Origin of the sequence: Bradyrhizobium sp. 35, assembly GCF_023073215.1 — a bacterium.
Lineage (GTDB): Bacteria > Pseudomonadota > Alphaproteobacteria > Rhizobiales > Xanthobacteraceae > Bradyrhizobium > Bradyrhizobium canariense_D.
Genome location: NZ_JADPJC010000085.1, coordinates 47,623 through 67,886, shown reverse-complemented (window position 1 = coordinate 67,886; position 20,264 = coordinate 47,623). Strand labels below are relative to the sequence as shown.

The 20,264-nt window shown below is 65.7% G+C and carries 18 protein-coding genes; 5 read left to right on the top strand and 13 right to left on the bottom strand.

Annotated elements, in window-relative coordinates; all coding sequences use genetic code 11:
• Nucleotides 1-33 precede the first annotated feature (33 nt).
• Nucleotides 34-165: a hypothetical protein gene (locus IVB36_RS40155; protein ID WP_256465316.1), complete on the bottom strand. Its 132-nt coding sequence runs from the start codon at nucleotides 163-165 to the stop codon at nucleotides 34-36.
• 138 nt (nucleotides 166-303) lie between these two features.
• Here IVB36_RS40155 and IVB36_RS19145 point away from each other — a divergent pair, with 138 nt between their 5' ends.
• Both IVB36_RS19145 and IVB36_RS40150 read left to right on the top strand, forming a co-directional pair.
• A complete protein-coding gene (locus IVB36_RS19145) occupies nucleotides 304-480 on the top strand; it encodes a hypothetical protein (RefSeq protein WP_157642977.1) in 177 nt (58 codons plus the stop codon).
• Between the two features lie 95 nt (nucleotides 481-575).
• Nucleotides 576-698 carry a hypothetical protein gene (locus IVB36_RS40150; protein WP_018456612.1) on the top strand — a complete coding sequence of 41 codons (123 nt, stop codon included), beginning with the start codon at nucleotides 576-578 and terminating at the stop codon, nucleotides 696-698.
• Between the two features lie 67 nt (nucleotides 699-765).
• Here the strand turns inward: IVB36_RS40150 and IVB36_RS19140 are convergent, their stop codons facing one another.
• The 10 genes from IVB36_RS19140 to IVB36_RS19095 all read right to left on the bottom strand — a co-directional run bounded on the left by IVB36_RS19140 (nucleotide 766) and on the right by IVB36_RS19095 (nucleotide 11,625).
• Nucleotides 766-1,125, bottom strand: a complete 360-nt coding sequence (locus IVB36_RS19140; protein ID WP_018456611.1) for a hypothetical protein — start codon at nucleotides 1,123-1,125, stop codon at nucleotides 766-768.
• A 202-nt stretch (nucleotides 1,126-1,327) separates the two neighbouring features.
• Nucleotides 1,328-2,245 carry an MBL fold metallo-hydrolase gene (locus tag IVB36_RS19135; protein ID WP_018456610.1) on the bottom strand — a complete coding sequence of 306 codons (918 nt, stop codon included), beginning with the start codon at nucleotides 2,243-2,245 and terminating at the stop codon, nucleotides 1,328-1,330.
• Nucleotides 2,246-2,373: 128 nt separating this feature from the next.
• Nucleotides 2,374-3,156, bottom strand: coding sequence for a 3-hydroxybutyrate dehydrogenase (locus IVB36_RS19130; protein ID WP_018456609.1), 783 nt, complete (start codon nucleotides 3,154-3,156; stop codon nucleotides 2,374-2,376).
• Between the two features lie 34 nt (nucleotides 3,157-3,190).
• Nucleotides 3,191-4,363, bottom strand: coding sequence for a patatin-like phospholipase family protein (locus IVB36_RS19125; protein WP_018456608.1), 1,173 nt, complete (start codon nucleotides 4,361-4,363; stop codon nucleotides 3,191-3,193).
• 32 nt (nucleotides 4,364-4,395) lie between these two features.
• Nucleotides 4,396-5,193, bottom strand: a complete 798-nt coding sequence (locus IVB36_RS19120) for an acetoacetate decarboxylase (RefSeq protein ID WP_018456607.1) — start codon at nucleotides 5,191-5,193, stop codon at nucleotides 4,396-4,398.
• A gap of 77 nt (nucleotides 5,194-5,270) precedes the next feature.
• Nucleotides 5,271-6,476, bottom strand: coding sequence for an NAD(P)/FAD-dependent oxidoreductase (locus tag IVB36_RS19115; RefSeq protein WP_018456606.1), 1,206 nt, complete (start codon nucleotides 6,474-6,476; stop codon nucleotides 5,271-5,273).
• 103 nt (nucleotides 6,477-6,579) lie between these two features.
• On the bottom strand, nucleotides 6,580-6,867 hold the full coding sequence (locus IVB36_RS19110; RefSeq protein ID WP_018456605.1) for a hypothetical protein: 288 nt from the start codon (nucleotides 6,865-6,867) through the stop codon (nucleotides 6,580-6,582).
• A 98-nt stretch (nucleotides 6,868-6,965) separates the two neighbouring features.
• A complete protein-coding gene (locus IVB36_RS19105) occupies nucleotides 6,966-7,925 on the bottom strand; it encodes an AraC family transcriptional regulator (protein WP_162496292.1) in 960 nt (319 codons plus the stop codon).
• 212 nt (nucleotides 7,926-8,137) lie between these two features.
• Nucleotides 8,138-10,801 (bottom strand): EAL domain-containing protein, encoded by a 2,664-nt coding sequence (locus tag IVB36_RS19100; RefSeq protein WP_085384019.1) that lies wholly within the window; start codon nucleotides 10,799-10,801, stop codon nucleotides 8,138-8,140.
• A 137-nt stretch (nucleotides 10,802-10,938) separates the two neighbouring features.
• On the bottom strand, nucleotides 10,939-11,625 hold the full coding sequence (locus IVB36_RS19095) for a hypothetical protein (RefSeq protein WP_026233205.1): 687 nt from the start codon (nucleotides 11,623-11,625) through the stop codon (nucleotides 10,939-10,941).
• A 186-nt stretch (nucleotides 11,626-11,811) separates the two neighbouring features.
• Between IVB36_RS19095 and IVB36_RS19090 the strand changes: the two genes are divergently transcribed.
• Together IVB36_RS19090 and IVB36_RS19085 are read left to right on the top strand one after the other, a co-directional pair.
• Nucleotides 11,812-12,828 carry a LysM peptidoglycan-binding domain-containing protein gene (locus IVB36_RS19090; RefSeq protein ID WP_247392733.1) on the top strand — a complete coding sequence of 339 codons (1,017 nt, stop codon included), beginning with the start codon at nucleotides 11,812-11,814 and terminating at the stop codon, nucleotides 12,826-12,828.
• A gap of 142 nt (nucleotides 12,829-12,970) precedes the next feature.
• A complete protein-coding gene (locus IVB36_RS19085) occupies nucleotides 12,971-14,260 on the top strand; it encodes a Spy/CpxP family protein refolding chaperone (protein WP_051113002.1) in 1,290 nt (429 codons plus the stop codon).
• A gap of 102 nt (nucleotides 14,261-14,362) precedes the next feature.
• Here IVB36_RS19085 and IVB36_RS19080 read toward each other — a convergent pair whose 3' ends face one another.
• A complete protein-coding gene (locus tag IVB36_RS19080; RefSeq protein WP_018456599.1) occupies nucleotides 14,363-16,810 on the bottom strand; it encodes an adenylate/guanylate cyclase domain-containing protein in 2,448 nt (815 codons plus the stop codon).
• Nucleotides 16,811-17,094: 284 nt separating this feature from the next.
• Nucleotides 17,095-19,164, bottom strand: coding sequence for an AsmA family protein (locus tag IVB36_RS19075; protein WP_026233203.1), 2,070 nt, complete (start codon nucleotides 19,162-19,164; stop codon nucleotides 17,095-17,097).
• Nucleotides 19,165-19,399: 235 nt separating this feature from the next.
• Between IVB36_RS19075 and IVB36_RS19070 the strand changes: the two genes are divergently transcribed.
• Nucleotides 19,400-20,074 (top strand): Crp/Fnr family transcriptional regulator, encoded by a 675-nt coding sequence (locus tag IVB36_RS19070; RefSeq protein WP_247392732.1) that lies wholly within the window; start codon nucleotides 19,400-19,402, stop codon nucleotides 20,072-20,074.
• Nucleotides 20,075-20,264: the final 190 nt, after the last annotated feature.

Here is a 20,264-nt window from a genome sequence, read left to right as displayed (position 1 = left end):
ATCGATCGATGCCGAAATGGTATCGGTGGAGGTCTACCGTATGGCCGCTGTGCGCGAGGGCAGATGGAGCCCGGGCCGGGTGTGGGGCGGCCCGAGCACGGTCCACACGGTGACCGCGAGCAGCGCGCAGGTCAGGATCGTCCAGGCGACGAGTCGTTTCCGCATCAGGCCGAATCCGTCAGTCATATGAAGAGAATGCTCCCGGGGAGCGGGCCTGGCGATCGTGCACTGCAAATCGCGGCGATCCTATGAACTCGTTCACAGGCGAACCGAACCAATGCCGCGCGAGCGCATTGAACCGGCATGCCCCGTGAAAACGATCTCGAAGGTAAGCCCGACATGGGCGGCAAGCATGGCGGTCAGGCCGGCCAGCCCAAGTCGCCGCCGCGCCCGCGTCAGGGCGAGCGCGATGAGGACGTCGTGGCAAAGCGCCACACCGGCCAAACCGATCCCAACTCCGCGCCGACCAAACCAAAATAGCATCTCGCCCGCGCTGCACTCGCACCGGGAACGGCAGCCTCGTCTTGCCGTTACCCTGATCCCGCGGCGGAGCAGATCGAAACGGAGGCTGGCACGTGTTTTGGATTTATTGGGACACCGCCTGGTCGCTCATCATCAGCGGCATCATGTTCGCCACCATCGTCGCCCATCCCGACTCCGAGTTCGTCGAGATCCACGCGGCCAAGCAGGTCAAGTGAGCCCGCGCCGGCCGGTTTGACGGCGCATCATCGCATGCTGCGCCGAGACGGGACGAAGGTTGAGACCTCAAATCATGCTGCCGGGCATGAAGCAGCGGATCATGGCGCGGCCGTTGACGTAATACGGCCAGACCATGGTGCGGCCGACGCGGTTTGGCTCGGTGATCACGGCGTCGTCGGGCACCTCGATCCAGTCGCCCAGGAGTCTCACGCGATAATGTCCGTTGCTGGTGTCCCAGTCGACATCGTCCAGCGCCGTGCCATCGGCATCGGCACAGCAGGGACCGCCGCCCTTGCTGCGCAGGCTCTCGAACCAGCCCTTGAGGGGCGAGTTCGCGTAGCGACCGTCGTCGCGGGCCTGCACGGATGGGCCGATCATGGCGGCAACCGCCACGAGAGTGATCATCCTGAATGCCGCGATCGCCATGTCGCCTCGCTCGATCTCGCGCGCGCACGAACGCAGACGAGGAGCCGCCTGCGCTGCACGCGACGCAATGCTGGCTGGCGCCGCCGACCGGTTCCAGCCGTCTCAGCGGGGCGATAACCGCGAGGGTCGATGTTTGATCCTATTTTCAAGGGCGCGGACTTGTCGAGTCCGCGCCCTGCTTCAGCTCCAACCCGGCAAGCGGTCAGTAGTCCCAGAACACCGGCACCCAACGGAAGGCGTCGCCGTCGGCTGCCACCCGGCCCACGGACGGGAACGGCAGGTGCGTGGCCACCAGCATTTCCCCGGTCTCGGCAAGCTGTCGCAACAGACGGATGCGAACGCGCGCGGCCTCCTCGGGGTCGTGTTCGAACCCGTTAAACCAGTCGGGTTGCTCGAACCCGACGGCAAACACGGCGTCGCCGGCGAATGTCAGCGCATCATCGCCGGACGCCATGCGAACCACGCTATGTCCGGGGGTGTGACCGCCGGTGCGACGGGCGATGACGCCAGGTGCAATCTCGTGCTCGTCATCGAACAGCCTCAGCTGACTGCCGTACTCCTTCAGGAAATGCTTGGCGGTCGATCGAAGCGCGTCCGGAAAGCCTTCCGGCATGGCAGTGCGGGAGAAATCCGGCTTTTCCCAGAACTTGACCTCGGCGGCCGCGACGTGGATCCGCAGGTCCTTGCGCAGCTGCTGCTTCACCCCCTCGACCAGCAGGCCGCCAATGTGGTCCATGTGCAGATGAGTCAGCACCAGATCGGTCACCGCCGAAAGATCGATGCCGGCGGCCGCCAGTCGCCTGATCAACTGCCCGGCGCGCGGCAAGTTCAGGTTCGGATCCGAACCCAGTCCGGCGTCGATGAGGATGGTCTTGCCGCCGCTGCGAACCATGACGGCGTTCAGCGCCCAGTCGAAAGCGTCCTGCGGCAGGAACATGTCGTGCAGCCAGGTCGCCCGCACCGCCGGGTCGGCGTTGTGCGCGAGCATCTTGGTCGGCAGCGGCAGCACGCCGTCGCTGACCACCAGCACGTCGATCTCGCCGATCTTCAGTGCGTAGCGCGACGGAACGAGCTCTTCAGGTCCCGATGACACGGGATATGAGGTGTTGTGCAGATTCATGTTGGTCTCCTGTTTCAAGGTTGAGGCACTTGGTTGGTGTTGACTCTGGCCGGTCCTGGTTGAGCAGGCCGCGCCGCCAGCGAGAGCGCGGCCGTCATCGCTTGGTGAGTTAGAGGCTCGTCACGCGCTCATTGCGCGGTCCAGCCGCCATCGACGGAGATCGTCGTCCCCGTGATCTGGTCGGCCGCGGCCGAGCACAAGAAGGCGACGGTGCCACCGATCTGCTTAGGGGAGGCGAAGTCCAGCGATGGCTGTTTTTCGGAGAGAAGCTCTTCGGCCGCTTGCTTCTGGCTGATGCCTTTCTCCGCCGCGATGTCGCTAATCTGTTTCTCCACGAGCGGCGTGCGCACCCAGCCGGGACAGACCGCGTTGCAAGTGACGCCGCTGCCGGCGGTTTCGAGGCCTACCACCTTGGTGAGGCCGACGAGGCCATGCTTGGCCGCGACATAGGCTGCCTTGTGGGTGGATGCGACGAGACCATGCGTGGAAGCGATGTTGACGATGCGACCCCATCGCTGCTTTTTCATCTGGGGCACGGCCGAAGCGATGCCGTGAAATGCGGCCGACAGGTTGATGTCGAGAATGGCCTTCCACTTGGCGGGCGGAAACTCCTCGACCGGTGCGGTGAACTGGATGCCGGCATTGTTGACGAGGATGTCGAGCCGTCCGAAGTTCTCGATGGCTGCCGCGATCATTCCGCGCACGGCATTGCCATCCGACATGTCGGCGCCGTCATACGCGACGCGGACGCCGTCCTCGTGTTCGATGCCGCTGCGGATCTTCTCGATCTCTCCCGGATCTCCAAAACCGTTCAGGACGATATCGGCGCCGAGCCTGGTCAGCTCTCTTGCGATCCCGAGGCCAATGCCGCTGGTCGATCCGGTGACGATCGCTACTTTGCCTTTCAACATGAAAAACTCCTTTCGATGATGGTTGCCGGCGAGGTCAATCGCGGCGGTGAATGTCGTAGGTGACGATGCCGAGTTCGGAAGGCGGCGGCTCGAGGCGCCGTCCGTCGGCCAACGTGCGGCGGATGTCGTCCCGTCCACTTTGCCAGTGCGCGCGCATCGCTTTCGGTCCGAACTCGTAATCCTTGGAGTGACCTTCGTGGAGCTTGGACTGGTAGATCAGGTGGATGATGTTGTGGGAGCGGTGACGGGCGAGCTCGGCGATGGCGCGCATTTCGGGATCGTTTCTTGCGGCGTCCGGCAATCTGTCGATCGTCCGCTGCAGCGCCTGCCGCATCTCCTGCATCCGTAGCGCCTGGTCGGTGACGGCGCGGGTACGACTGGAATACTGAATGTCCTTCTGCCGGCTCGACACCTCCATCATGTCGTGCGGCACGCGGCCCCGCGCCGACCAGAGATCGATCTGGAACGTCAGCGTGTCTTTCGCATCGCCCGACAGGACGCGAGAGAGAGGCGTGTTGGAGACCACGCCACCATCCCAGTAGTGCTCGGAGTCGATTTCGACGGCGGGAAATCCGGGCGGCAGCGCGCCCGAAGCCATGAAGTGTTTCGGACCGAGCCGCCGCTCGGCTGTGTCGAAATAGGTGAGATTGCCGGTGCGGACGTTGACCGCGCCGACGCTGACACGCACTTCGCCCGAGTTCAGCCGGTCGAAATCGACGAGCTGTTCCAGCGTCCGTTGCAACGGCGCCGTGTCATAGAAGCTGGTCGACGCGTCGCCCGAGAAGGGCGACCACAGGGGCGAGGGGAAGCGCGGCCTGAAGAAGCCGGGCTGGCCTTGGAACAGCGCGCGCATTGCGGCAAGCGTGTTGTGCAGGGAGTTGAAGTCGAACGCGAACGGTAGCGCACCGGCCAGTCCCTCGCCGGCAGGCCATTCCACCGGGGTTGCGCAGATCGTCTCCCAGAACTCGCGCAGCCGTGCCACGCGCTCGTCTTCCGGGGAGCCCGCGATGATCGCGGCGTTGAGCGCGCCGATCGAGATGCCGGCCAGCCAGTTCGGCCGGATCCCGGCCTCGTGCAAGCCTTCGTAGACGCCGGCCTGGTAGGCCCCGAGCGCGCCGCCGCCCTGCAGCACCAGCGCAACGACATCGTAGGGCAGCGGATTGATCGGTCGTGCCGAATCGATTTGTTCGCGTGTCACGTTGAACATGGTGACTACTCCTTGCAATGCGACCTGTTCGGTCAGCCCGCGTGTGTTTCGGTCAGGATTTCAGATCCGGCTCCACGCGATCGCGCCGCCGCGGACCGCTCCAGATAGTCGTGCACCACGGTGCCTAATCCGAGCGTCAGATCGGCAACGATATGCTTGGCCGAGAGCACCTGAAGAACCGGCAGCTCGGCGACCGGTGCGAGCGCGTGGGAGAAGAGATCGAGCGCGGCGGGCCCCGTCCATGCGCCCTTCACCGTCACGTCCTCGAGATGGAAGCGCACCAGTTCGCAAATGCGCGCGGTGCCGTCGACATGCGGAATGATCTTCAACAGAAAATTGGGAGCGATGAGCTTTCGTGCTTCGGTGGAAAGATCGAGGGCGCGATGCTTGTAGCCCATGGTGCCGGTGGCGATGCGCACCGAGCCGTAGTCGAGCGTGCCGACCAGGGTATCGGTCTCGACGGCCAGCTTCGGCTGGGCCAGCTTCTTGGGAAAGCCCCACAGCTCGCGGCCGCCGGCGATCGGCGGATGATCGTTGAGGAACATCTGGTGGACGAAGCTGCCGGTCTGGCCGCGGAACGACACCGGGATGATCTGGCCGCTTTCCGTGTAGTCTCCGAAGCCGGTGGAATCAGGCATGCGAATGAATTCGTAATTCACCACAGGCTCGGTCAGCTCCAGCGGCTCCGGCACGATCCGGCGCAACGCCTCCGGGTCGGTCCGGTACTGGATGATGAAATATTCGCGGTTGATGAAGCGATACGGGCCGGGCGGGAAAGCCGGATTCGTCAGCGGCATCGCGAAGGCGACGTTGCGGATCTGCTGGTTCATGCTGTGGGTTCCTGAATGGTCGGTGCTGTGGCGGGCCGCGCGCCCCGCGGGAGCGCGGCCATCATCACGTGAGGCGTCTAGACTTCGGTCACGCGTTCCGGATCGGCCGACGCGAGCGCCAGGGCGCGCTCCGCCTTCGGCGGATAGATCCAGACGGTGTTGATCTCACGCTTGGTCTTCTTGGCGACATCGCCGACCAGCTCGACCTTGCGCTCCCAGCCGCGTGTGAACAGCGCGCCGGCTTCGCCGAGGTCGAGGCAGGTGACGTAGGCCTTCTGGTGGTAGGGCCTGGTCGGAACGCCGAGCAATTCGGCCGCGGCATTGTTGCCGGCAAAGGCGCCCATCCGCGTGGCGTGCTGGCACGACATCAGTGCGTAATTGCCCTCGTCGTCGCAGGCGGCGCGTGCCGCGTCGCCGGCCGCGAAGACACCCTGCACGCTTGGCACCTGCAAGCAGCGATCGACCAGCAACCGTCCGAAATTGTCGCGCTCGGCGGGAATCTGCGCGGTCAGCGGCGCTGCACGAATGCCCGCCGCCCAAATCACCGTCTCGGTTTCAATGTGCTCACCGCTGGACAAGGTGACGCCGGTGTCGTCAAGCGCGGCGACGCCGGCGCCGAGCCGTGTCTCTACGCCAACCTTGCGCAAGGCTTCCTCGATGACGGGGCGGGCGCCTGCACCCATGTCGGGTGCGATCGCAGTGTTGCGATCGACGATGACGACGCGAGTCTTGGCATCGGGGCCCAGGATTTCGCGCAGCCGCGTCGGCATTTCGGTGGCCGCCTCGATCCCGGTGAAGCCGCCGCCAGCGACGACGACCGTGTCGCGTCCGTTCGCGGCGGGCCGCTCCGCGAGGCCATGCAGATGCTTGTCGAGCGCTACGGCATCGTCGAGCGAATCGACGCTGAAGCCGTGCTCGGCGAGGCCCGGAATGTTCGGACGGAATAGCCGGCTGCCGGTGGTCACGACGAGGCGGTCGTAGGACAGCGTCTTTCGCGGGCCCTTCGCGGGCGTGATCTGCACCGTTCTGGCCTCGGTGTTGATCGTCTCGGCGCTGCCCTGGATGTAGTCGACGTCGATCGCCTCGAGGACGTCGACCAGCGGGGCCGTCACGGTTTCCGGCTTCGACTCGTAGAGCCGCGGACGGACCACCAGCGTCGGCTCCGGTGAAACGAGCGCGATCTGCAGATCTTGCGGCGAGGCGCCCCGGATGTCGCGCAGCCGGGCTGCGGAAAGCGCGGCGTACATGCCGGCGAAGCCGGCCCCGATGATGACGAGTCGCATGGGTTTTCTCCTTGGTTGCTGTTCGAAAGACCGCGCGCGACCGCGCTGCTGCGTTGAGAACAGCGTCCGGCGTCGGCGCGTGGGGTGGGTTGGATCGCTGGCCTCAGGGCGCGATGCAGCGTGCCTGCAGATTCGGCGGCCGGCCGTAACCTAAGACGACGGGCTGAAGCTCACTTCGACTCCAGTCCTGATAGGGAAGGCCGGCGCCATTTCGGATCATGATGGAAACGGGCGGTTGTGCCGGGTGCATGGTGTAAGCCGGAATTTCCACTTCCTCGCCCGTCGCCGACGTGAAGCGAACGGCCAGCGAGAGTCCGTACAGGGTTGCGGTCGCGAGGCTTCGGCGGCGTGAGGCAATCAGCCGTCGGCTGACGAAGTTTTTCCAGGTCATCTTTGGTCTCCCTCGATTGGTCTGGACATGGAGATGATGTAGCTGACCCGATTTGCCGTTGCCCCAGCGCGATTGCCGTCGCTGTCGAGAGATTGCTGCTAACGCATACGCCTGCGCCAATCGCTCGGCGTCTCGCCCGTCAGCTTCTTGAATGCTGCGGCGAAGGCCGTTTGCGAGGAGTAACCAAGCGCCGCGGCGACCGAGACGATCGATTCGTCGCTCTCCCGCAAGATGTTCATGGCCTGCTCGAGCCGGTGCTGACGCAGCCAGGCATGCGGCGATAGCCCGGTGCTCTCCTTGAAGGACCGGCAGAAATGGAAGCGCGACAGTCCGGCATCGGACGCCAGCGCATCGAGCGAGACATCCGCTTCGCTATCGCAGCGCAATCGTTCGATCGCACGGAGCAGGACCTTCGGCGCCAGCCCGCCCATGGTCGGCTGGAACGTGGTTGGCGAGCCTGCATGCGCAGCCAAAAGGCGCGTGGCCAGAAGATCCGTGAGCTGATGCCGGAACAGCGCATCAAGGACGCCATGGCCCCCCAGCGAATCCGCGGCGCTCAGGAGCAGTCGGGACGTGATGGTGTCGGGATGCGCCGTTCGCTCAATCAATTCGGCGGTCCCGGCGGTCCCGGCCTCGCCAGCGACGCGCTGCAGCGTTGCGTCGGGAAGGTAAAGCTGCACGACGTCGACGGGCTTCGGAATGTCCCATCGGGAGCTCGACCCTTCCGGAACGATGTTCACGACCCCCGGACGAAACGTGCCGATCGCGATCGATTTTCCCGAGCGCCGCTCCATGCGCTGCATCACGCCTTTATGCGCCATGATCACGTGGTGGCGCATGGGCTCGACGACGTCGTGCAGCGCATCATGTTTCCAATGCGCGATCCCCGCGCCGGAGGAGTCCAAGGCCATGCGAAACGGCTCGGTTCTGAGCACGCGCGCCATCTCCGCGTCGGCGGCGCGCCGCTCGGACGTCGAGCGATCGTCAGGCTGTACGTCGGGTGCGGGCGGCAAGCCCTTGTGCGAGGGATTGCGCATGAGTGCAGTGTTCCCGGTCATGATGTGGCTCCTGCTGATCAGCTCGGGCTTTCGATCAGTCGTCCGTATTTGTACGGAACGGCGCGTGTTCTAGGCGCCGTGGCTGCCGGGCGTATTTCCTGAACCCGCCATGTTTTGTCCGATCCTGCTCCAAGCCGGCCGGCGCTTTCGCGAACGCACGGCGGGCGGGAGTGGACAGAGATGTTGATGACAAAGCGTGCGGCAGTGCGCCGCTAGGCCGCGGCCGCCTGCGCCGACAACAGCTGCTTCAGTTTCGCGGCCGGCACGGCCGGGCTGAACAGCCAGCCCTGCATCTGGCTGCATCCGAGCTGGAGCAGCACCGCGCGCTGCGCTTCGGTCTCGACGCCTTCCGCGGTCGTCGCCATGTGACGGGCGGCGGCCATGTGCACCACCGCCTGCACGATCGGCGAGGAATCTTCCGACTGACCGATGTCGCTGATGAAGCTGCGGTCGATCTTGATCTTGTCGAACGGGAAACGATGCAAATAGCTCAGCGACGAATAACCAGTGCCGAAATCGTCGAGCGCGATGCGCACGCCGAGCTCGCGCAGCTGCTGCAGGATCGTCAGCGCCTCCTGGTCGTCGCGGATCAGGACCGTCTCGGTGATCTCGAGCTCGAGCCGTCCGGGCGCGAGACCCGACTCGGCGAGTGCGGCTGCGACCTTCAGCGCCAGCGTCCGCGAGCGGAACTGCACCGGTGAGACGTTGACCGCGATGTGGATGTCGCCGGGCCAGGAGGCCGCCTCGAGGCAGGCCTGCCTCAGCACCCATTCGCCGATCTCGCCGATCAATCCGGTCTCTTCCGCAACCGGGATGAAGTCGGCGGGCGAGACCATGCCGCGTTCCGGATGGTGCCAGCGCAGCAGCGCTTCGCAGCCGGTGACGACATTGGCCGCGAGATCGACCAGCGGCTGGTAGTGCACCTCGAACTCGCCGCGGGCCAGCGCCTGCCGCAGATCGAACTCGAGCTGGCGGCGCAGCCGCGCCTTGGCGTCGTGTTCGGGCGCGAAGATACGGAACGTGCGGCGGCCCTCGGATTTCGCCGCATACATCGCGAGATCGGCGCGCTTGAGCAGATCGTCGAGATTGTCGCCGTGGTCGGGGGCGATCGCGATGCCGATGCTGGCATCGGTCGGGATTTCCTGGCCGTTGCAGTCCACGGGGGCGCGCAGCGCCTTCAGGATCTGCTCGGCGAGGGCGGTCAGTTCGGCCTCGTCGCGGCTGCCGGCCTTGACGATGGCGAATTCGTCGCCGCCCAGCCGTGCGACCATGTCGCTGCCGCTGACGCAGGCGCGCAGGCGGTTCGCGACCTGGCGCAGCAGCTCGTCGCCGACCTCGTGGCCCAGCGAATCGTTGACGCCCTTGAACTCGTCGACGTCGATATAGAGGATCGCGAACGGCTTGCCCTGGGCAAGCTCGGCGACGCGCCGCTCCAGATGGCCGCGCATCAGCACGCGGTTGGGCAGGTCGGTGAGGGCGTCGTAATGCGCCATATGCGCGATGCGCTCGTCGGCGCGGATGCGCTCGGTGACGTCGTCATGGGTCGCGAGCCAGCCGCCGCCGGCGCCGGGCTGGTTCTTGATCTCGATCAGGCGGCCATCGGAGGTCTCGACTATCGCGCTGTGGGTCTGGCCGACGCTGCCCAGAATGCCGTCGCAATAGGAATCGACGTCGCCGTCGAACGAGCCGGTGTCATGGCGATGCTGAATCACGTCGCGGAAATACGCGCCGGGCTTCACCAATTCGGCCGACAGCCCGTACATCTCGATGTAGCGGCGGTTGCAGACGATCAGCCGCTGGTCCTGGTCGAACATCAGCAAGCCCTGCGTCATCGTGTTCATCGCGGTGTCGAGCTGCTGCTTCTCCACGGCGAGCCGGCGCGTCATCTGGCGGAAGATGGAATAAAGCGTCAGCACGAGCAGGCCGATCGACAGCACGGCGACGGTCACGAAGAATTTGGTCTGCGTGTGCCATGTTGCCAGCGTCGCATCCAGCGACTTGGTCGCAACCACCACCAGCGGCTCGCCGGTCAGGAGGCGTGCGGCGACGATGCGATCCTTGCCGTCGATCGGGCTTGCGAGCTGGGTCGTGACGAAGGTGCGCTCGAACACCGCCATCTGCTCGCGCGTGCCGTTGCGGAAATTCTGCCCGATCATCGCCTCCACATGCGGAATGCGCGCCAGCAGCTGGCCGTTCTGGTGGTGCATCGCGATCGAGGAATCCTCGCCGAGCCCGCTCGAGGCGAAGAAGGATTCGAGCTGGTCGGGCGTGATCGCGCGCGAGACCAGCCCAAGGAATTCGCCGTGGGGACCGGAGACGCGGCGCGCGAACACGATCGCCGGTCCGCTGCCCAACCGTCCCGGCACGACCTCGATCTCTTCCTGCGACGCCGGATCGTTCTTGAGGCGATTGAAATAGCCGCGGTCGGCAACTGAAACATCGGCGACCGGCCAGCGCCGCGACGAGTTGATCAGCACGCCCTTGGCGTCGAACACGTTGGCGCCGGCGACGTCCGACCAGCCGCTGGCTTTGGCGCGCAGCGCCTCGTGCACAGCGAGCGTGCCCATCTCGCTGCGGAAGACGTCGGCGGAGTCGATACCATGGCTTTCGAGCTCGGCGATGATGCTCTTCTGCAGCACCGCGAAGTCCTCGAACTCGCGGTCGAAATGGCGCGCGAGCAACCGGACCGCGCTCTCCACGCTGTCGCGGCCGCTTTCGATCGCATTCTGCCGGAAGCGGTCGACGGTGAGCGCGGTGCCGATCGCCATTGCGGCCATCAGCACGAAGCCCCCTGCGATCAGCCATGTCAGCGGCGCGCCGCGCCAACGGCGCAGCAACGCGCGCATGCGCGCGCTCCATCGGATCGATGTGCCCATGCAGCCCTCCCGTGGGATGCAAGATGCGGCAAAACCGACAAGACCACGTTACCAGTGAGGGTTAGGAAAACATGAATCGGAATGGAATCAGAGGGTTGGTTCCATCGCTTGTCTGAAGGTGCGGGGCCATGGTTCCCTCAGCGTCGGATTTCCCATCGCAACGCTTCCGCATTGGTCTTGGCGAACATCGCCGGCACGTCGAAGGTCCCGGTCTTGAGATCATAGCGGCAGCGCCAGTCGGCCAATCCCTTCACGGCGACGTTCTTCGGGTGCTTGTCCATTTCGCCCGAGATCACAAGGTAACGGTTGTCCGGCCAGTGCACGCCAAGCCCGCGATAGGCCTCTTCGGTGCCTTTCACGAGATTGGCCGAGATGTGGTAGTCGAGCTTCATCTTCCCCGTGTCCGGCCGGCTGTGGAAATAGGCCCAGGCCAGATCGCTGAACGAGGTCTTCGTCACGCTGACGAAGGCGCCTTTGTCGACATGGTAGAGATAGAGGTCCTGCTCGCCGGAGCCGGTCTTCTGCATCCGCACCAGCCATTGCGAGTCGGGGGTGAAGCGGAAGCCGGCGCCGTAGCCCTGCTCGGGCTTCAGCTCCGTCATCTGGTCGCCACGCCTCGCCCAGGCCTGCCATTTGACGTCGAAATCTCCGCTGTCCTTCATGTACTGCTCGATCTTGGTGGCTTTGTCGGGCGAGGTGAAGGCTAGATCGGCATCGTCAGTGAGAGCGAAGCCAGACGGCGGGCCGGAAGCGGCGAGCGCCGGAGTTGCGGCCAGGATGAGGGCAACCACCAGCCATTGTGCGGGACGGCAAAATGCGGTCACGGAAAAAATTCCTCAAGAAAAATGCCGCGATGCGGCCTCGATCATTTGACGCCGGCGGGGGTGCGCCGGTTCATCCCGGCGTGCCGGCGCATCATCCCATCGACCGTCTTGCTGCCGTGGCCAAAACGGCGCACCTTGCCGGCTCGATTGATTTGCTAGGTTCTTCCTGATCAAGGTTCGTTTCCGATGGTGACCGCGACCAAGGCCTTCATTGCATTCTGTCTGCTCGCGGTGGGCGGCACCGTGCTGGTGATCGGCCCCACCGAGCTGCGTCGCATGCTGCCGATCGGGGCCAAGACCGATTCCGTGGTCGCCGCCAAGCCGGAGGCCAAGGTCGAACAGAAGGTCGAACCCAAGCCGGAACTCAAGCCGGAAGAGCCCAAGCTGGCCGCAAGCGCGCCGCCGGTGCCGGCCGCGTCCCCCGCTGAAACGAAGGCGGGTGCGCTGGCCGAGACGCAAAAGCAGGTCACGGCCGCGCTTGCCGATCTTGCACCGGTCAAGCCGCCGCCGGCGATTGCGGATACCGGCCCCCGCTTCGACGTTGCACGCGTCGACGATCACGGCGAGGCGGCGGTGATCGCGGGCCGGGCGACGCCGGGTGCCAAGGTCGAGCTGCTGCGCGACGGCAAGCCGATCGACACAGTCGTGGCGGATGCGTCGGGCCAATTCGTGATGACGCCGCCGCAGCTTCCCGCCGGTTCCTACGAGCTGACCTTGCGGGCGAAATCGCCTGACGGCACCGTCACGCAATCCGGCCGCAGCATGCCGGTCGTCATCGCCGAAGCCGCACCGCCGCCCGCTCGCCCTGCACCGGTCGCGCGGCAAGAGGCGAAACAAGAGGCGAAGGCCGAGAAGCCCGACGACAAGTCGGATGTCGTGGCATCGGTGTCGGACAGGCCCGCAGCCCGGCCGAGATTGATGGGCGCACCGAAACCGAAGGGCGGATCGGGGGTCATGGCGCGGGCGCCCGCGGCCACGACCGTTGCATCGGCCTCGCCGGCGGACGCCGTCAGCGGAGCAGCGGCGGAAACAGGCGGCAGCCGGGTGATCTCTCGCGGCGACAGCCTGTGGGCGCTCAGCCGGCTCGCTTACGGCGACGGCGCCCGCTTTGCGGTGATCTACAACGCCAACCGCGCCAAGATCCACAATCCCAATTTGATCTATCCCGGCCAAACCTTCGTGCTGCCGCAAAAGGCGGAGTAACACCGCATCGGCTCTGCCGGGGCGCGTTGCGACGCTTTGCCCTGTACGCTTCCGGAACATTTGGTTCCCTCGCGCGTCATGGTGATGCGACGCGATGTGCGCTTGGCGCCGGAGGAGGGCCAAGGTGGACAGGTCAGTGGTCATGTCGAGATCACGCTTGGCACTCAGGCCAAGGCTGGGGCTGGCGCTATCAGGCGTAACCCTCGTGATTCTGGCCGTGCTGTTGCCAGGTCGCGCCGAGGCGCAGTTCGGCTTCCGCGGCGGCCCGCTCGGTGTTGCGCGCTTTGCCGTCGGCCACATGATCGGCATGTCTCGCTTGCGCCATGCCCGCATGGCGGTGCGGGGCAGCCGATACCGCTCCGCAGCGTTGAGGTCGCAAGATCCTCGCGGCGCAGAGCGCGGCCAGCCTGCGAATCCATACGTGCTCCGTGCGGCGATGACCGCGCAAGCTGCGCTGTCGGGCTGGCGTGGCGGCCGTCGTCCGCAGGGCTGGTGGCGCCATCCCGACGGCAGCTACGGCTGGGTCGGCCCGGTGTTCTGGCCATTCGCGCATGACGATCTCACCACCGCGATCATCCTCGGCGATACGACCAGCCTCTCGCTCTACGGCTATGGCGACATCTATGCCGCGATCTTCGCGCCCTATGCGGCCACCGAGCTTGCGGCCTACACCACGCCGCAGGGCCGGCGCGGACGGCGGGTCCCGACCGCAGAGACTGTCTGCGATGCCAGCGACACCGGCGGCCTGCCGGTCGATCGCATCGCCGCTGCCGTGCAGCCGAATGAATTGCAGCGCACAGCGCTCGACGAGCTCGCCACCGCGTGGGCATCCGCGCGCGACACCATCCGCGCCGCCTGTCCGACGCAGGTCCCCGCGATGGCCATCGAGCGCCTCGGCCTGATGCGCGAGCGCATCGAGGCCATGATCAAGGCAACGGACGCCGTCGCACCTTCGCTCGCAAAATTCCTCGACCTCCTCGACGACGACCAGAAGGCCAAGCTCGATGGCCTGGCCAAGGAGCGCCGCGCCGCGCTCGCGTCGATCCAGCAAAAGAATCCCGAGGCGGCGTCGGCCTGCCAGGCGGACAGCGATCCCCGCTACGACGAGAAGCTGCAGCGCCAATACGAGCAGCTCGTGCAGCAGCAATGGCCCGCGGCCGAGATCGCCTCCACGCTCAAGCTCGACGACACCGCCCGCGCCCGCCTCGACGTGCTCCAGGACACCACACTGCGCACCATGGAAACGCTCAGCGCCTGTCCGTCACAGGCCCCACCGACACCACAGGCACGCCTCACCGCCGTGAAGGCGCGGCTGCAGACGATGCTGCAAGCGGTGAACGGCGTCAGTGACGCGCTCGACGATTTCGAAGCTGACTTAAGCGACGAGCAGAAGGCCGGCTTCGAGGCGATCGGGCCGAAGCGCGGGGTGTGATCAACCGCACCGCCTCCAGCCAATTCCGTGCCCGCGTAAGTCATTGATCTTGCAGGCCCCTGCTACTGTGCATGGGGTTGTTTTCGCAGTTTTTTGTTGTGGCTACCCTCTTCGCCTTGCCGCGGCGGCATCCACCACGCTCTCCACCTCCTCGCGCCACGACAGGATCTCCATCGCGAGCACGGGGTGGTTGAAGCCCTTGAGCACGAGATCGTCGAGCGCGCGGGCTTCGACCCAGGGCTCGACCATGCCGTAGACGCGGCGGCTGACGACGACCTGGCCGGCCTTGGCTTCGTCGCAGAGGCGGGAGGAGAGATTGGTGACGCTGCCGATCGCGGCATATTCCAGCCGCTGCTCGAAGCCGATCTGGCCGAGCGTGGCGTAGCCCATGGCGACGCCGACGCCGAAGCCGAGCGAGTGGCCGCGGTTCTTCCATTTCTCGGTCAGCTTGCCGATCGTGTCGCGCATCTCGACCGCCATCTTCACGGCGCGCTTGGTATGGTCGGCGAACTGAATCGGCGCATTGAACAGGATCATCACGCCGTCGCCGGCAAAGCGGTCGAGCGTGCCTTCATAGCGGTGGATCAGCTCGCCGAGCGCGGCGTGATATTCGCGCAGCACGTTCATCGCCTCTTCCGGCTCGGTCGCCTCGGTGAACGAGGTGAAGCCGCGCAAATCGCAGAACACGACGGTGACCTCGCGGCGATGGCTGTCGAGCAGCGCATCGTGGCCGTCGGACGAGGCGATCAGTTGCGCGACTTGCGGCGCGAGGAAACGTTCGAGCCGCTTGATGCGGCCGATCTCCCCCAACTGCTTCTCGACCCGCTCTTCCAGCGAGCGATTCCAGTTGCGCAGCTGCTCGGTCTGCTCCTGGAGCTTTGCGGCCTGCTGCTGCACGGTTTCGTGCGCAGCCGCGAGTTCGCGGCCCTTGTGGTCGACCTCGGTGAACAGCCGCGCATTGCGCATCGCCAGCACGGCCTGGTTGGCGAACGTGCGCATCAGGCCGATGATGCTGGCGGCGAACTCGCCGCTGGCGCGGCGCAGCACCACCAGCGAGCCGAGCGTGCCCTGCTGGTCCACCAGCGGCACCACCAGCACCGAATGGAAGCCGGCCTCGACCGCGACGTCGCGCAGCGGCTGCTCGGAGGCCTGGTCGAGATCGGCGATCGCGATCGGTTCGCCGCTCCCGGCCGCATCGCTCAGGATATCCTGGCCTTCGTCGATGGTGACATGGGCGCCGTCGGCGGATTTGTCGATGCCGTTGGCCTCGACCAGATTGAAGCGGCGCATCTCAGCGTCATAGCCGTAGATCAGCACCGCATCGGCATGGGTGATCTCGATCGCGCGCGCCGCGATCGTCGGCAGCACGGCGTTGAGATCGAGCGAGGCGGCGACCGCGCGGCCGACCTCTTCCAGCACCTTGAGCTCGTTGATCGACTGCGCGAGATCGCGGGTGCGCTCCTCGACCTTGGTCTCCAGGTCCGAATAGGTCTCCTGGATCTGGTCGGCCATGCGGTTGAACTGGCCGGCGAGATCTTCCAGCTCGTCCGCGGTGTGCACCTCGATGCGATGGCTGAAATCGCCTTCGCCGAGCTTGTGCGCGCCGTCGCGCAGCGCCGTGATCGGAATGATCATGCGGCGCGCCAGAAGCGTGCCGGCAAGGATTGCGACCAGCAGGCCCATGCCGATCAAAAGCGCAATGCGCACCAGCTGGTCGCGGATCGGCATCAAGGCCTGCGTGGCCGGCTGCTCGAACATCACGCTCCAGCCGAGCTTCGGCACGGTGCTCGCGGCGCTCATCACCGCATGGCCGTTGAAGTCGGTGCCCGAATTGTCGGGCTCGTGGCCCGGTGCGACCGCGGCCGCAACCTGCGGCAGCTTCGACAAATCCTTACCGATCTCGGGGCCTTTCGAGGACGTCGCCAGCACGCGGCCGCGCGGATCAACCACATAGGCGAAGGCGGCTTTGCCGACCTGGGCGTCGATGAGGTACTCGGAGAGAAAGCTGAGGTCGAGCTCGGCCACGGTGACGCCGGCGTTGAAACCGGAATGCGCCACCGAGATCGACATGAACGGCGTCCGGTCGGAGAACCAGGCCGGCGCGTAGCTGACGCCGCGGGCGACGGTGTCGGTGAAGCGCATGTCGCGGGAGAGGTCGGCATTGCTGCCGGTCGTGGTCGACTGGCGCGAGACGCGCAGCACCTCGCGGCCGTCGCCGTTGAGCTGGAACAGCTGAGTGACGACCGAGACCTGGTGCAGCAGTTGGGCGTAGTCGGCGCGGCGCTTCTCGAGTGTGTCCTGGCTCGCCCGCGTCACCCAGCTGATCTGGCGCTCGAGTTCCGAGATCGACTGCTCGATCCGCCGCGCGGCAGCCTGCGCCTTGTCCTCGAGACCGTCGGTCAGCTGTGTCTTGGTGGCGCGGTAGGAGATCCAGCTCTCCATCGCGCCGTTGACGGCAAGCACGAACACGACGAGGCCGACGAGAGAGACGACGTATTTGGCGAACAGGCCCTCGCGCAGAAACCGTGTCTTGTCGTTCGCTCCTGCCATCCCGATCCTCTCGCGCCGCCATCGGCGCCGGCGCTACGGGCCGCACGGACCCTGCGAGCCTTCTAGCACAATTTGGTCCCAGGGGACTGTGAAGGGACTGGTCAAGGGACGGCCGAGCACCCGGCGTGGTTACCGGCCTCGGTTACTCCCTTGGATGCTGGCAGGCGGAAGCATGGTGAATTGTCGCAGTCTCATCCGTTTGGAGGAAGCCGCGGCCGGGGACGCCGATGTAAGGGGATCGCCTTGGCAAGGGAGGGCTGGAGTCCAGCGCTTTGGTCCTGCAATCATCGATTAAAGAGCTGCCGCAGCACGTCGTTCATCGGCTGGCTGTCCTGCTGCGCCGCCGGCGGGTCCTCCAGGGCGGGGGACGCCGGCGAGGCTTGCGGCATCAGTGCGGATGGCGCTGCAGGCAGGCTGCGGCTGCGGCCGGTGGCAGTCCCGGTCCCGGTGCCGTTTCCCGCGCCACCGGAAAGTCCCTGCTGGATCAGATTGCCGAGCGCCTCCCCCAGGGGGCCGCCGAGCAAATTGTTCTGTCCGGCGGGCTGCTGGCTTTGCGGATTGGCAGTGCCGGCGGCATTACCGCCACCCGGCGCGGTGGCTCCCCCGAGACCAAGGCTGCCCAAAATATTGCCGAGCCCGGCCCCATCAGCGCCGAACAGCCCCCTGCCCATCTCGCGCAGCTTGGCATAGGCGGCGTCCGGATTGTCCAGCATGCCGGCCATGTCGGGATAGATTCGCGGCTGCGACCAGGTGCCCTGGATCATCACGGGAATGCCGAAGCCGACCGGCTCGGCGGCGCGGCCCTGGCCTTCGGTCGTCATCACCAGTTTCGGCTCGACGCGAAAGCCCATCATCTTGGTGTCGAGTGCGATCGTGCCGGCACCGGTCACGCGGACGAGCGGTCCGGTCAAGTTGAGATCGGTGGTCACCGCCTGGCCCTTGTCGATCCGGAACGACGCCGAGAGCTGCGACAAATCCGTGCTCTGCTCCCGACTGCTGTCTCCGTTTTCCTGCCAGCCGGACAGCGTGCCCGATGTCAGCGAGCGGATCATCTGTGCGACGTTGATGCCGCGAATGGCGCCGTCCTGGAAATTGACGAAGGCCGTGCCCTGCATGTTCGCCATCAGCGCGCGCTGGCTGCTGCCGGCGCTGCGCAGCGCGAGCTTGGCCTGCAGCTTGCCGTCGATCCGGTCGAATTCGGCGAGGCCCTGCAGCAGCGGCAGCGCGCGCACGCCGGCGAGGTCGGAATGCATGGCAAAGCTCGGCGCGCCGCTGGTCGCATCCAGGATCAATTCGCCCGTAACCTGGCCGCCATAGGCGCCGAGATTGGCGGTGCCGGCCTTCAGCACGCCGCCGGCGAGTTTTGCATCGACCGCCAGCGGCGCGAGGCGTGCCTCGCCGATCACCGCCTCATGCGCGGAGATCCTGATCTGCGCATCGACATAGTTGAGCCCGGAGACGTCGATCGGCGCATCGCTCCAGGGCTGCCCGGACGCGCCTTCCGGCGATTTCGCCAGCGGGATCGCGAGCCGCTGGAAGTCGAGATCGAGCTTGACGAGAGGCTTGCTCGCGATATCGACCGAGGCCCAGCCATTGAACGCGCCATCGCCGAGCGTGCCATTCAGGCCGTTGATCATCACGACATCGCCGCTCAGCCGCATCTCGGCATGGCCCGCGAGCCGGGACTTCAGCACGTCCGGCATGTCGATGGCGAAATCCACCGGAATGGTCGGTCGGTCGGCCGGCGGCGCTGGCGTGGTCGCCTTGATGTCGAATTTGGTCGGATGCTCGCCGACCCGTGCGGTGCCGGTGATGTTGAACTTGCGGTCGCGGCCGACGATCGCATCGGCATTGACGGCGCTGATGCGGCTCTCGACGCGATCGCGCACGCGCGCGAATGCGATCTCGCCATCGGTGACCTTGATGCGATCGATGGCGGCGCCGTCGAGATCGAGCGCGACCGGCTTCGACGTGCCGCCGGCATTCGGCAGGCGCTCACGCAGCAGCGGCTGGTAGAGCACGGGATGGGTGACGACGAGCTCGCTGATCTTCGGGCGGCCCGACCAGACGCTTGAGAGCGACATGTCGGCCCGCACGCTGTCGATGGACAGGCGCGTGATGCCGCTGCGGTCCTTGGGGTCGGCAAGCGTGAGGTCGTTCAGCGTCACGTTCAGCGTCGGCCACAAACTGATTCTAGTGGTGCCGTCGACCGACAGGCGATAGCCGGTCGCGCTCTCGACACGCGAGGCAATCGTCGAACTCAGGAAGCCCGAGGGGATCCCGACCACCAGCAGGAGTGCGATCACGATGACGATTGCGGCCACCGCCGCGCCGGCGAATTTCACGGCTCTCATATCGACTTTCCAGCGGCGGACGATCGGCGTCGAATCCGGCACATGACCGTCATTTGCACCCGTCCTTGGCTCCTGAGTTTATCCCGGGACGGGAAGCGGCTCCAAGCACGTAAAAATAGTCTGGGGGTGCTGCAAAGTTATGTGACTTATGGCACACTTCCCGGGCGCGGTTTTACGCGATCTTGATGTTGATGGTTCCAAGCGATTTGCCAACGAAATTCACAAGGATATTGAAATGAGCAAGCAGGCCGAATTTGCGGTCATCCTCAAGATGAATGCGATGTTCGCCGATCTCGGCGCAGACGAACTCCAGCGGCTGGCGAATCTCTGCCACACCCAGCATCTGGGGAATGGCGAGGTGCTGTTCCAGAAGGGCGACCCAGGCGACGCGCTGTTCGGCGTGCGCCGAGGCCAGGTCCGTATCGAGACCGGCGCCTCCGACGGCAGCCGCCTGACGCTGAACTTCATGGGGCCCGGCGACCTGTTCGGCGAGGTTGCGGTGCTGGATGGCCAGAGCCGCACTGCGGACGCCACCGCGGGCGAAGCCAGCGAGCTGTTCGTGCTGCGGCGCGAAGACTTTCTCGCCTTCCTCGAACGCGAGCCGAAAGTCGGGATCAACATCATCGCGCTGCTCTGCCAGCGCATCCGCTGGCAGAGCGAGCGCATGGAAGAGTCCATGCTCCAGCCGCTGCCGGTTCGCCTCGCGCGGCGCCTCTGCGCGCTCGCCGCCGATTTCGGCTCGGAGGTGCACATCTCGCAGGAGCAACTCGGCGTCTTCGTCGGCGCCGCCCGCGAGAGCGTCAACCGCCAGCTTCAGGCCTGGCGCAAGGAAGCGATCCTCGATCTCCAGCGCGGCCGCATCCTGCTGCGGAACATGACCAAGCTGACGGCGATCGCGCGCAACGAGTAGGGGGGCCGTTAGGCTGGGTCGCTATCGGGGCGAAGGAGTTCGTCAGAAGAGTCTCAACTCGCGACCCACGCTTTAACGACCTCGATCGGCACAGCACGACCGGTACGTCTGAATGCCTGGTAGCGAAGACGATCCTCCGCTATGTCGGGTTCTCGGATGGCGCTCGCTGAACTGCCTCGTGTGCTTGACG

What these genes read in the sequence shown, in the direction of transcription:
- IVB36_RS40155 (WP_256465316.1), bottom strand. Translation starts at nt 165, where the DNA reads ATGCGGAAACGACTCGTCGCCTGGACGATCCTGACCTGCGCGCTGCTC.
- IVB36_RS19145 (WP_157642977.1), top strand. Translation starts at nt 304, where the DNA reads ATGCCCCGTGAAAACGATCTCGAAGGTAAGCCCGACATGGGCGGCAAG.
- IVB36_RS19140 (WP_018456611.1), bottom strand. Translation starts at nt 1,125, where the DNA reads ATGGCGATCGCGGCATTCAGGATGATCACTCTCGTGGCGGTTGCCGCC.
- IVB36_RS19135 (WP_018456610.1), bottom strand. Translation starts at nt 2,245, where the DNA reads ATGAATCTGCACAACACCTCATATCCCGTGTCATCGGGACCTGAAGAG.
- IVB36_RS19130 (WP_018456609.1), bottom strand. Translation starts at nt 3,156, where the DNA reads ATGTTGAAAGGCAAAGTAGCGATCGTCACCGGATCGACCAGCGGCATT.
- IVB36_RS19125 (WP_018456608.1), bottom strand. Translation starts at nt 4,363, where the DNA reads ATGTTCAACGTGACACGCGAACAAATCGATTCGGCACGACCGATCAAT.
- IVB36_RS19120 (WP_018456607.1), bottom strand. Translation starts at nt 5,193, where the DNA reads ATGAACCAGCAGATCCGCAACGTCGCCTTCGCGATGCCGCTGACGAAT.
- IVB36_RS19115 (WP_018456606.1), bottom strand. Translation starts at nt 6,476, where the DNA reads ATGCGACTCGTCATCATCGGGGCCGGCTTCGCCGGCATGTACGCCGCG.
- IVB36_RS19110 (WP_018456605.1), bottom strand. Translation starts at nt 6,867, where the DNA reads ATGACCTGGAAAAACTTCGTCAGCCGACGGCTGATTGCCTCACGCCGC.
- IVB36_RS19105 (WP_162496292.1), bottom strand. Translation starts at nt 7,925, where the DNA reads ATGACCGGGAACACTGCACTCATGCGCAATCCCTCGCACAAGGGCTTG.
- IVB36_RS19100 (WP_085384019.1), bottom strand. Translation starts at nt 10,801, where the DNA reads ATGGGCACATCGATCCGATGGAGCGCGCGCATGCGCGCGTTGCTGCGC.
- IVB36_RS19090 (WP_247392733.1), top strand. Translation starts at nt 11,812, where the DNA reads ATGGTGACCGCGACCAAGGCCTTCATTGCATTCTGTCTGCTCGCGGTG.
- IVB36_RS19085 (WP_051113002.1), top strand. Translation starts at nt 12,971, where the DNA reads ATGTCGAGATCACGCTTGGCACTCAGGCCAAGGCTGGGGCTGGCGCTA.
- IVB36_RS19080 (WP_018456599.1), bottom strand. Translation starts at nt 16,810, where the DNA reads ATGGCAGGAGCGAACGACAAGACACGGTTTCTGCGCGAGGGCCTGTTC.
- IVB36_RS19075 (WP_026233203.1), bottom strand. Translation starts at nt 19,164, where the DNA reads ATGAGAGCCGTGAAATTCGCCGGCGCGGCGGTGGCCGCAATCGTCATC.
- IVB36_RS19070 (WP_247392732.1), top strand. Translation starts at nt 19,400, where the DNA reads ATGAGCAAGCAGGCCGAATTTGCGGTCATCCTCAAGATGAATGCGATG.